General features: G+C 46.7%; 11 protein-coding genes and 1 pseudogene. 3 read left to right on the forward strand and 9 right to left on the reverse strand.

Going from position 1 to position 11,978, the window contains the following annotated elements; genetic code table 11:
• Positions 1-99: 99 nt before the first annotated feature.
• The 5 genes from BK127_RS30310 to BK127_RS30325 are packed head-to-tail and all read right to left on the reverse strand — an operon-like array spanning position 100 to position 6,446.
• Positions 100-1,596, reverse strand: a complete 1,497-nt coding sequence (locus tag BK127_RS30310; protein ID WP_076235845.1) for a response regulator — start codon at positions 1,594-1,596, stop codon at positions 100-102.
• Positions 1,574-3,436, reverse strand: a complete 1,863-nt coding sequence (locus BK127_RS30315) for a cache domain-containing sensor histidine kinase (protein ID WP_076235846.1) — start codon at positions 3,434-3,436, stop codon at positions 1,574-1,576. Before BK127_RS30315 ends, BK127_RS30310 begins: the two co-directional genes overlap by 23 nt.
• A gap of 39 nt (positions 3,437-3,475) precedes the next feature.
• On the reverse strand, positions 3,476-3,952 hold the full coding sequence (locus BK127_RS45035) for a DMT family transporter (protein WP_256711511.1): 477 nt from the start codon (positions 3,950-3,952) through the stop codon (positions 3,476-3,478).
• 2 nt (positions 3,953-3,954) lie between these two features.
• Entirely contained in the window at positions 3,955-4,419 is a 465-nt protein-coding gene (locus BK127_RS45040) for a DMT family transporter (RefSeq protein WP_256711512.1), read from the reverse strand.
• Positions 4,420-4,448: 29 nt separating this feature from the next.
• Positions 4,449-6,446 carry an elongation factor G gene (locus BK127_RS30325; protein ID WP_076235847.1) on the reverse strand — a complete coding sequence of 666 codons (1,998 nt, stop codon included), beginning with the start codon at positions 6,444-6,446 and terminating at the stop codon, positions 4,449-4,451.
• Positions 6,447-6,634: 188 nt separating this feature from the next.
• On the opposite strand from BK127_RS30325, the gene BK127_RS30330 reads away from it, so the two are divergent.
• Complete coding sequence (locus BK127_RS30330; protein ID WP_076235848.1) at positions 6,635-7,450, forward strand: DUF6492 family protein; 816 nt, start codon at positions 6,635-6,637, stop codon at positions 7,448-7,450.
• Positions 7,451-7,634: 184 nt separating this feature from the next.
• On the opposite strand, the gene BK127_RS30335 is transcribed toward BK127_RS30330, so the two are convergent.
• Complete coding sequence (locus BK127_RS30335) at positions 7,635-8,243, reverse strand: GNAT family N-acetyltransferase (protein WP_256711517.1); 609 nt, start codon at positions 8,241-8,243, stop codon at positions 7,635-7,637.
• Between the two features lie 508 nt (positions 8,244-8,751).
• Positions 8,752-8,955: a sporulation protein Cse60 gene (locus BK127_RS30340; protein ID WP_076235850.1), complete on the reverse strand. Its 204-nt coding sequence runs from the start codon at positions 8,953-8,955 to the stop codon at positions 8,752-8,754.
• Between the two features lie 379 nt (positions 8,956-9,334).
• Here BK127_RS30340 and BK127_RS30345 point away from each other — a divergent pair, with 379 nt between their 5' ends.
• Positions 9,335-9,781: a GreA/GreB family elongation factor gene (locus tag BK127_RS30345; RefSeq protein ID WP_076235851.1), complete on the forward strand. Its 447-nt coding sequence runs from the start codon at positions 9,335-9,337 to the stop codon at positions 9,779-9,781.
• A 57-nt stretch (positions 9,782-9,838) separates the two neighbouring features.
• Here BK127_RS30345 and BK127_RS30350 read toward each other — a convergent pair whose 3' ends face one another.
• Both BK127_RS30350 and BK127_RS30355 read right to left on the reverse strand, forming a co-directional pair.
• Entirely contained in the window at positions 9,839-10,729 is an 891-nt protein-coding gene (locus BK127_RS30350; RefSeq protein WP_076235852.1) for a GNAT family N-acetyltransferase, read from the reverse strand.
• 137 nt (positions 10,730-10,866) lie between these two features.
• Positions 10,867-10,998 (reverse strand): annotated as a pseudogene (locus BK127_RS30355) (site-specific integrase); the annotation flags it as partial.
• 499 nt (positions 10,999-11,497) lie between these two features.
• On the opposite strand from BK127_RS30355, the gene BK127_RS30360 reads away from it, so the two are divergent.
• On the forward strand, positions 11,498-11,978 hold a 481-nt coding region (locus tag BK127_RS30360; RefSeq protein WP_144026606.1), incomplete at its 3' end, for an IS110 family transposase.

Below are 11,978 nucleotides of genomic sequence, written 5' to 3' on the forward strand. Positions count from 1 at the left end.
CGATAATGAACAAACTCCTCTTAAAGAGTGAACAAAATCCACTTATTCCGTACAAGAAAAAAAAGCCCAATATCCGTCACCGGAATATTGGGCTTCCTCCTATTCTTCAGTCTGGCCTTCGCCGCCATACAGGTTCCGGTAATCGTTCGGCGTCAGCCCAGACCTGCGTTTAAAAATTTTATAGAAATAATTGGCGTTCACGAAGCCGACCCGCTCGCCGATTTCGTTCACCGTCAATCCTGTTTTCGTCAGCAGCTGCTTCGCTTTATCCACCCGGACGCGCTGCAAATATTGTATCATCGGCTCTCCTACTTTTTTGGCAAACAATCCGCTTACATACTTCTCATCCATGTTGATCTCTTGAGCTACTATCTTCAGCGTCACGTTCTCTTCGTAATGCTCGTGAATATAACGGATAGCCTCATTAACCTCCGGATGGTCCGTTAGGCTAAGATTACGCTTAGCCTGATCCTTCAAATGCAATTGAATGGTGTCGGTCACAACCGTAAGCAGTTCCTCATGCCCGGCGTTATCAGCCATTTGCCGCAGGGCTTCCTTCGGTATGGAAGGGTATTGTCGTTGGAGCCAATTAGCCAAACGGCTAACGATTTCTTTGACCTTCACCCAATGCGGCTGCTTTTGCTCCATTTCGGTCCAAGCTTCACGAAGCAGCTTCAAGGCTGCTGTTATTTTCCCTTCTTCCAGATGATGATACAGCTCCATTTCTTGCTTCCAGTTGAATGGAGACGAATCAGGCTGCATCAAGGTCGCGGGGTTAAGCCAGTAAAGTCCTGGACGACCCTTGTACCAGTGCGAATTCAACTGACGAAGCACATCAAACCAAACGGCCGGGAATTGCTCAGCAGGGACAAATCCGGAACAAATCGCCGGTCCTTGCGGCAATATGCCTTTAAGCATCTGCAGCTTTAGCGGACTATCACTCCAACAGAAAACAGTCGTTACCCCATAATAAGTAAACGAGTGTACAGACGGGATCGAGTCCTTCATCATCCCAAACCAATCCGTATACGGCGCTTGGTCAAATACCCGGCTGCCGTGAAGTATTGAGCAAATACATAAATAGCGGTACATGCGGTCTCCCCAAACAGGCGTCCGCTTCCAATCGAAGCTCTGCAACTCGCCTCCATGAGACGTAAAAGCATGCCAAGCCTCATTATAGGCTTGGTTAAAGGTTACGTCTGATCGCTGCCGTTCTTTTCGCGATAATTCCGCTTTAACTTTGTCCAAGGTGATGCTTATGGACTCCTGACTCATAGACAGCTTCAGCACATAGCCACTTGCCCCATATTCCAACGCTTGCCGTGCATATTCAAATTCATTCATGCAGGTCAACATGACAAATGCGCCTTCGAAGCCTTCATCCTTCGCGCGACGCAGCAGCTCGATGCCGTTAATCCCTGGCATCAGGATGTCGGTGATGACTAAATCAGGTTGATGCGCCTTTATTTGCTCTAACGCCATCTCCCCATCATCCGCTTCCCCGACAATTTCAAAGCCCATGGCTCGCCAGTCCACCAATTGGACAATCGTCCTTCTAACGAAGGGCTCGTCCTCAACGATTATGGTCTTCCACATGTGTATGTCCTCCATGTTCATAGGGCGGCGAAATGAGAAGCGGGAGGCTCATACGAGCCAATGTTCCCCTATCTAATTCGATCAACTCCAAATCAGCGGCGGTTCTGAACAAAAGCTGCAGCCTTTCCTTCAGGTTTTTCAAACCTATCCGACTTCTCTTTCTTAGGGGATCGGCAGAAGGCTTGTAGGACAAACCGGCTCCGTTGTCCTCGACCTCCAGAATTAAACGGTTATTTACATGCGTATAGATCCGTATCAGAATGCACCCTCCCGTTTTCATTTTTGCCAAGCCATGTTGTATCGCATTTTCTACCAGAGGTTGAAGCGATAGCTTAGGTACCAAAGCATAACGCAGGGAATCCTCATATTCGTAACGGACCTCGAACCTTTGGTCATAACGGAAATTTTGGATGGCGGCATAAGCCTCAATCAATTCCAATTCGTCATGCAAATGAATTAGATCCGCTTCCGAGTTTAAGCTTGTCTCCAGCAGCTTGCCTAGTGAGATACAAATATCCGCGCTAGCTTGATCTCCTTTGGACAAAACATTCCACTTGATCGTATTGAGGGTATTTAATAGAAAATGAGGATTCATCTGCTGCAGCAGCATTTGAAACCGGATCGCTTCCTTTTGACGTTCCTCTACCTTCAATCTGTCCACGAGTTGGGTCAAATCCTTGGCCATATTGTTGAACGTTACAGCAATTTCCAGAATCTCTCCTTTATAATTGTCGGTTGGAATGGAGGTCAGGAAATTTTTCACAATGATTTCGGACATCTTCTTCTTCAACAGCATAAGCGGCCTGGTTATTGTGGATAGGATAAAAAAAGTAATGATGATAAAAAGCAGTGTAAACAACCCGAAGGTTATGAAAAATTGCTGGTTCATAGAACGAATATCCCCGAAGAATACCTCGAGCGGAAACTGGGCGATCAAATACCAATTCATAGAGCCGATATAGCTGCTGTTAATTATCGACGAAGTGGCTTCATGCACCTCGTACTTCCGGCCGAGGCTATCCTTCTGTCGCTTCACGATAGCTCCGATATCCTCCGGAAGCATGCCGTCAGGTCTGCTCTCGTATACAACCCGGCCGGTTTCATTCAAAATGTAATAGTCCTGTTGGATCAGGAAGTTGCTCATATTCTTTTTCAGCCATCCCTGATAAGCAAAGCCAACACGCAGTAAGCCTACGGCATGATTGTCCTCATCCTTCAACACCATATATAGTGATATAAGCGGAGAGCTTTCATAAGCATTCGTTTGCATATCATTAGTTGCATCGGTAACCCAGGCATACGGCTCCTGACCCGCTAGCAGATTCTTCACTGCAGGCTGTTCCATAAAGGTTCCATAGGTCGCATTCGATTTCGGTTCATAGGAAACATAGAGATGTCCGCGCAGGTCGGTGAGCGAATAGTGGAGATGCTCACCGACCGGGAGCATCCTGTTTTTGAATACCGTTAGAATCTCCACGATACCGTCCTCTTTACCCGACCCGGCAGGAGCTATAATTCCCGACTGAGAAGGGAACATCGCTCCGGGATCCGTTTCTTTCTTCAGTGCAGTTTGGACTGTAGATTCCTTCTCCAACTGCAGGGCGGCTAACAGCATTTGGCTCTTGATCTGTTCGAAGGATTGCTTCATTTGATCCAGCTGATTTTGGCTTTGCTCACTGATCCGATATTCATACAAGCGTTCAACCTGTGTATGGTTCCTTACCTGCAAAGCGAAAAAAGGCAAAATGATGAGAAGCAGGAACGCAAAGAATAGGCGATACTTTAGCGAGCTGGGCTGGATGGATCGAATCAACCGATTCAAGGAACTCACTCCCACCATGAAGTTATGTTTTCTCCTGTTTTCCCGTTAATTATTACACTACATCAGCTTGTTTACAGAATCCGGTTTAGCCCTCGTCCTGCCGACACCATCAATCTTAACCCTTCTTTGCAGTGTCGCCATCACCACTCCACCCACAATGAGCAGCGCACCGACGACCTGGACGATAGACACCGCAGTGCCAAGGAGCAGGAATCCCACAAGCATTGCGACAAACGGTTGTAAATTCAAAAACACCGATGCCTTGCCCGCCCCTACCCGCGTTAACTGGATATTCCAAATGACCGAGCAAACACCCTGCATCACAATGCCTGTTGCAAACAACAGCACCCAAGCCCACAGATGCGGGCTCACCTGATGAAGCGGTTCTTTGATCAGTGCTACTGGTATGACCAAGCTCGAGCCGATAACCGTCGAATACACGGTAGCGGTAAACGCCCCCATTCGCTCCGTCAGCTTACGCATAATAATGACGGACACGGAGAAGGTGAACATCGCTATAAAAACATACAGCATCCCTATGGAAATCTGAAGACCATCTGATCTGCCCCTACCACAAAGAAAATACCAGTAATCGCAATCACAGAGCCCACCAGCATTTGCTTGGTAATTAATTCTTTCAGAAAAATCCTTGCCAGCAAAGCAATCGTCAGCGGAGCCAACGATAAAATCAACGAAGCTGTCGTCGCATCAACAGTTTGAAGACCGGTAAAAAACGCCGTTTGGTTGAGCAGTGTTCCGAAAATAGCGAGCGGAACCAGCAGCTTCCAATCCCGAAGGGACAGCTTACCCAGCTTCCGTGTACCCCAAGCATAGCTGAGCAGGCAAATCGAAGTCGCCGTTAATCGAAAAGCCGACAGCAATAGCGGCGGAAACTCATGAACCAGCATCGAGCCAAATACGAAGTTACTGCCCCAACAGATCACGCACAAAATCAGCAGTACATAGGACTGTATCATGCAAAAAGCGCCTCGTTCCTTCATCTTGAATGGATGTCATTCTCTTGGCTTCTTTACAGCTGTGTAAGCGCATTCCGAACAGCAAGAATATACTTGGACTGATCGAGCGGGTTAACCCCTCTTCGTTGACGTTCCACCTCTACCTCCGGCGGACAATCCTGATAACCTGCAAAAAACACGGATAACATCCCTCGCCCCTTGGTCAGTGAGCCAAGCCGTGAAGGGAAATCGAGCGATGTCGCGACAGGAAGTATGCCTTCTATGTCCATTCGTCCATTCCGCAGCACGGGAGTATCAAACTGACCGCGCATCAGTACGAGCTCATTCATCAGCTTGCCGCCGTATTCCTCCGGTGTGGACAAGCGAAACCGCAGCATCGGCTCCAGCAGCTTCGTGCCGGTGTTGGCTAATCCGTCCATAATCCCCATCGGGGTCGCAATAACAAAATCCAACGGATGCGTATGCCATACATGATGCTCGCCTTCGACCAGCGTGATGATTAAATCCGTGACCTCCCATCCCCTCAATCCTTGCTCCAGAGCAATCGGCACCCGCCGTGCCACTTCATTCTGATACCGTTCCAGCAGATGCTCATTTCTGACTATCGAGCTGTACCGCAGCCCGCTACCTCTGGCTCCAGGCTCGATCCGAAATCGCAAAATGGCCCAGCAGGGCTTAGGCATCGTATAAGCCATAAAACCTTCCCCCGCATGTACGGGTGTTTCTTTATAGATCACCGATGGTTCGCCCAGCGTGACAACGAGTCCGAACCGGCTGCTTAGCAGATGTGTAATGATCTCCATCTGAATGCGTCCCATAACCTTGAGATGCAGCTCCCGATCATCCTGCAGCCACTGCAGATCCAGCAAAGGATCTTCATCAGCCAGCTCCTGCATGGCAGCTATGACTGCCGGATATTCGGCTTCATTACGCCAATGCACCTGCACGGTGAGCAGTGGAACCGCCAACCGCTGCTCTCCCGGCACGCCCTTCGGGGAACCTATAATGTCGCCAATTCTTGCCCGGCTCCAGCCGTATACAGAAGCGATATCGCCCGCCTGCAAAATCCCTGTATCTATCGTCTTCTGTCCCTCTACTTTACGAATCTGTGTAACCTTTTCCTCAATGCCAAGCGTATGATTAGGCACTGTATCGCGATTGCGGATCACCCCGTTATAGAGGCGCACGTGAGCGATACGTCCCATCGTCGCGTCCTTTTCCAGCTTGAAGACGATTCCGGAAAGCTCCGCCTCATTGACACCTGCAGGAGCTGGCAGCAGATGCACCATCATGTCCATCAGCTGTGCTACACCCATGCCCCGATTCGAAGCCCCAAAGCATATAGGCACACAGTGCGAACGCTGTACCGAATCAAGGAGGACAGGCAGCAGCTCTGCGGTACGCACATCCTCCGTATCCATATACTGCAGCATCAATGTATCATCCTGCTCAGCTGCATACTCGACAAGCAGCTTCCTGTAAGGGGCTGCCCATGCCTCATATTCGGTCCTGCTCACATCCAGCAGATCCACCGGACCGGCAAAGGCATCCTCAACTCCATTTGGAGCTTGAATCGGTACTGCACCGGGAGTGAGCAGCCGTCGAATTTGCTCCATAACAGCCAGCGGATCTGCACCTACCCGATCCATTTTATTCATATATATAATCGTAGGCATTCGCATATCACGCAGAGCCTGCCAGATGACCTCCGTCTGCGACTGCACACCCTCCACGGCTGAAATAATCAAAACCGCACCATCCATCACACGCAGCGACCGTTCGACCTCGGATAGAAAATCGACATGCCCTGGCGTATCCACCAGATTGATCGAAACCCCCTGCCAGGATAAGCGTGTAACGGAAGCCCTTACAGAAATACCCCGCTCCCGCTCCACATCCAGCGAATCGGTCTGTGCCGTTCCTGTATCTACGCTGCCCAGCGTGCGAATGCGGCCGCTCTGATATAGCATCTGCTCCGTCGTCGTCGTTTTACCTGCATCCACATGAGCAAATATCCCAATATTACGTCTCGCCTCTTGTTCCTCAAACATAGATATTTGGCTCCTTAACCTCTTTGATTTCATTTTAGCGCAATTGGGCCAAAGTTGCATGACTTATTCGGAACGCCACCTGCTGCATCCACATACTCTTAATTCATAGAGGGCTGTGGCGTGGAGTCCAATAATTATCGGCTCACAAGCGCTTTCGCCCAAAACCAATAGCCGATGGAGTTGACCAAATGTCCAGTGCAACCCGGATTCAGCGGCGCAGCCGCACGAAGATCGATGTGCTCATCCCTGCCATTGATAAGGATTTAGCTACGTTACCTTACGTTATTGACAGTGTAAGAAAATATGTGATGCATCCCATCGGGAAGATTATGATTGTATCCCCGGACAGCGAACGGATCAAAAGCCTCTGCGCACGGAAGAATTGTACCTTTGTTCATGAAAATACCGTCCTGCCGATAACCAAAAAAAATATCCATTACAGCTCCCGTAAATGGGACCGATCCGGCTGGCTGTTCCAACAGCTGTTAAAATTTGGAGGCAGCTCGAAGGTTTCCCAAAAATTTTATCTCGTTATCGACGCAGACACCGTGCTTATACGACCACATTTGTTCAGATCAGGCGGCAAGCAAATATTTTATTGCCGTAACTGGAGTCAGCCTGAATACTTTAATACCTATCGAAAACTGCTGGGGAAGCGTGCACCCAGACCGTCCTCCTTCGTCACCCACTATATGCTGTTTGAAAAAGCGAAGCTGTCCCGACTCAAAAAGAAGATCGCCGCCCGACACAACACCAGCTGGCACTCCGCGATCATCCGCAGTATTAATAAATCAAAGCAGTTTGGTTTTTCCGAATTCGAGACGTACGGAAATTTTCTGTATGCCAGTTCCCCCAAACGTGTCATTCTGAAAAAAGCACTGAACAAGAGCCTAAGCATGAATCCGGCTGGAATTCCCCAAAAAAGGATCAAGAAGCTGGCCAGGACCTACAGGTCCATCTCCTTTCACAAGCGGAAGTGTTATACGAAAAAATCGAAGCGATAACGTCAAGCTGGCTGGCCTGTAATCATGAACACGTGGCCTGGAGCATCGTCTCATCATGAGTGTAACCTTGCAGTTTGGCTATCTACAGAGTCTGATACACACAGGAAGGCACTCAGGCTACCCATAGAGGGTAATCCAAGTGCCTTCCTTCGTCATCCACATTGTCAATCTGTTCAGTCCAATCTCAATATACTCTCAAGAGCTGAGTTTCCAGTCGCACTTTCACCTCTGGCCATTCCTCATCAAGGATGCTGTATTGCTGAGTATCTCGAATAAAACCGCTATAAAGAACACGATCCTTTCTTATGGTACCTTCATGCTTGGCGCCAATTCTGAGAATCGCTGTATTGGACCTTACGTTTCGCACATCTGCCCGGAATTGTATACGGATCAGCCCAAGCTCCTCAAAGCCATATCGCAGCAGTAAATACTTACACTCGGTGTTCACATGGGTTCGCCATACTTTCGGTGAATACCAGGTCCAGCCTATTTCCAGGTTCTTGTTGGGCAACGAGATGTTCAAAAATCGGGTCGATCCCATGATATCGTTGGTCTGCACATCCATAATCGTAAAAGGTACCTGTAGTCCATTTTCCTGCGCCTCCAGAGCCTCCAGCACGAGCTCATTCATATGCTCGAGTGTATTCATTTGGCTCGGAAGGTACGTCCAGATTTGCTGATCATTTCCGGCGTCAAACAAACCCTGCACGTGTCCTTGCTCAAGCGGAACCAGCTTGACCCGTTTCCCTGTTAAAGTCACCTTTTCCAACAAGCGATCACGCTCCTGAATCATTTTCTTCAATCATATCAAGAGATTGGCCTTATCTATAGATCCAATTTATTAACTTTCTATTATACCATTTATAATTTCTGAGACAGCCTCGTAAAAAAAGAGACCATCTCCCTTCAACAACAGGGCATGATCTCCATGAATCAAGATATGTCTATATGAGTGGTAATGTTAAATTTATGCAGAGGAGCCGCGTGTAGAATCGACTCAGCGTTACATAGTTCCTGCGGCTTTGGATGATTCACTACGGTTCATTGTAGATCACTCTCGATGCAAGTACACCATGCGATAACACTAAGGGTTCCATTTAAACCAGCCTCCTGTTGATAAACTATTTATTGAAAATAATTGTAAGGACAACATAAATGGCGAAAACTACAAGAACCACGGTAGAGCACACTGATACTAACAGTAAAAATGAACGGGTTTTGTCTTTGCTTAATTTGTTGAAATCGAGAAATGGTTTCTTATTCATTGCACAGCCCACCTCATCATTCGGCGAGTGGCTTTTCTAAGTCACTCGCTTTTTTTCGTTCGTCTTGTAAACGACCAGAATCGCACTTCTTTGGTGCTCTACACCAGAAAGTGTTGACTTGATGACCGAACCGTAACACACGTTAATCAATTGATCATCTTTTAAACCGGCCAAAAACTCATTCGCTTTGTTCTCGGCATAAGAGTTATCCGTATCGAGAAATTCTTTAACTTGGATCATTGCAGCAGCTCCTTTTCAAATGGTTTTACATCCATGCAGCACAAGAAGTGGCTCCATGACGCGCACCCCTGTATTCGGTTACATTTAATGTAAGAGGGGTGTGAAAATACAATGAGGCATTCCGCAAAACTTGCGGAATGCCTTCACTTTAAGTTATCTTAGCACCCTACGGGGCCACTGTCAAACAAAGTTATTGAACGTCGAAATAAATAATTGCTCTTTTGCAAAAAGGAATGGATTGGATTTACATATAATACTTGGTATACTGTTGTAAAGGTCTCCGTAAGGGAGACCTCTATTTATATAGGAGGGATTTGTGTGAAAATGGATTGTAACCATCCAAGAGAGTTCGTGAGTCGTGAAGGAGGCGAGATCTACTATGAACCGTAGTCCGTTGCTCGTTGGTTCACGATTGCAGTTGATCAATCAGCTTGTTTATTTTGATGAAGAAAAGACCAATTTCTTGAATCATTATTTCCCGGAAAACAATCACAAACGCAGTGCGTTTGAGCGGATATTATCAGATTATACTTCAACTCTCGAAAAAATCGTCGCTGATCTTAGCGAAGACCGTCTAAACTCCGTTGCGTTGATCGGAAGCCGATTGGAGCTGCGGTATGTAAACGATGATTGGATCGAATCCTTCACCATTGTTTTCCCCCAACATGCCGACCCTAACCAAAACCTGATATCGTTCTTGTCTCCCATGGGGATTCAATTACTCATGTCTCAAATCAATGAGACGTATCAGCTAGCCATACCCTCCGGGGTCATTTCGGTAAAAGTCGAAGGCATCAAGTATGTGAACAGTGGTGACATCAATTAAATAAAAGACAACCAATCAGGCAGCCTTGCTATTCCAGAAGGCTGCTTTACCCTTTACTCAGGCCTGTGCCACAAGAGGAAATCGCAGAGGGTTTGGCATTGATATGCGAGGACAATTTGAACGAATGAAAAGTGTAGTATCCGGCTCAACAAGGTAAGGCGTAGCTGCAACCTCGATATCGTTAAACTTCGGCGTAAAATGAAAGTGAACGCTGCTGATCGCGCTGCTAATAACAGTAGCCAGCAAGGCTGTCAGTTCAACCGGCTCCTTACTGATCACATCGAATAGATGCAGCTCCTTGTCCTCATATTGAGCAATAACAAGGGTTTGTGTGTCCTCAATCAGATAAATATCTTCACCAAAAACATTCAGACAATACCACAAAAAGATTCCTGTCGCCCCTATCACTCCGCACTGCTGCGAGATCGGTTGGCGCTCTGCCGCAAGGGTCTGAATCAGCTCCCAATCCGCGGCAACATTGACATCCAGCTTTCGCAGACTTGAGCGCTTAGGCTCCAGATTAGAAGCAGGAACTGTAAAACTGGCTTCATGTACGGGACTGAAACCAAATTTCGGATAAAAGTCAAGCACACTTTTGTTCGCAAACAAATACATCAAATCGCACTTTGCTTCATATTCGGACAGCACGAACTCCAATAGCTTTCTGGAGAGGCCTCTGCTGCGATAATCCGGACGCGTCATGACAGTGCCGATTTGAATCGCCTTGTAGTGTTGACTATTCAAAACAAGCTCCAGCCTGCTCACAGATAAATTGGCAACAACGGTATTTCCGTCTATATAAGAATAACACGTATAGGTATCATCCCAGCAGCCCCGCTGGTACCATTGTTCAAAATCTATATGAAAGACCTGGGCAGCCAGCTCGTTAAAGCTTAGCCGGTATTCGGACAGATGCTTGTAATCTTGTATTAGCTTTAAATCGTTCATAGGCTCCTCCGCGCAAATGCCTCAGTTGGGGCATTCACCTTTCATCATCATTCCAACATCAGTTCCATAGCTTCTATACAACGCTGATAGCCGCTGCGCTCGTAAAACTCAACACTCCAATCACTCGGCCAGAAGTCCTTTATCGGCTTACTTACGCGCAACCCGGTGTTAATCCCCAGCAGAAACAGAAAATAATCCCGTTCGCTGCACCAGCGACGTAGGGACTGCTTCATATCCTCGATGTCCTGGAGCGAGCGCAGCGGCTGCACATCGTAGGTTGTTTTTTAGTCATACTCCGGCTCCTTTATGATGGAATCATACGTTGAATGTATGATTATCTTATATAAGGATGAGTTTACCGGATGAAGGTAGTAAAATCAAGGATTTGAATGTACGAAAATATCCATTTTCGTACATTCGATAAGAACCTATGAAACTAAATTATCGATCAACAAAGAGCAGTCTGGAACTAGAAAATATAGTTTGAGACTACTCTTATTTATTGAACTATCGTTCCCAGTTCGTAATATAAGGTTAGCCAGATATTTCTGGTTGACCTTTTTTCATAGGGTCTTATTATTACGGTAGTCGGGGTAGAACGAAGTTCCCGTGGGATTTTATCCCGTCAGCTAAACTGTTCACCTCCTACTTGTATAAACATGTTTCAGGCTGGTTGGGACCAGATCCCGTTTAACAAGCGAACCTATGACATTACAAGAAGCCTTAGGGGATACCGACAATTAAGTATGATTAAGGAGGAGAATTCGTATGAATCCAGTCATTGGTCTGGATGTAGCCAAAGGAGAAAGTCAAGTTCAAGCATTTTTGGATAAACGAAAGCCTTATCGTAAAAGCTTTAGCATCCTTCATCATGTTGAGGAATTTAATACTGTTTTTCTAAAGTTCTTAAAAGAAATTGAGACCCTGGCGGGTAAAATGCCTACGGTTATTTTGGAATCAACGGGACACTACCATACTCCTATTGTTCAATTTTTAGAGGAGCATCAATATGTGTATATTATCGTCAATCCATTTATTGCTTATCGAGCTAAAAGTTCAAGCTTACGGAAGGTTAAAACCGATGCCCTTGATGCCTTTCATCTATGTGAACTTTATTATAAAGAAGAACTAGAGCCTTATAAAAAAAGGGAGATCCAACACTTAAACCTTCGTAATCTAACAAGACTGCACGAAAGCATTTCGGGTGTATCCGCACAAACAAAATTACAGCTTCATTCCGTGTTAGATC

This window comes from Paenibacillus sp. FSL H7-0331, assembly GCF_001956045.1.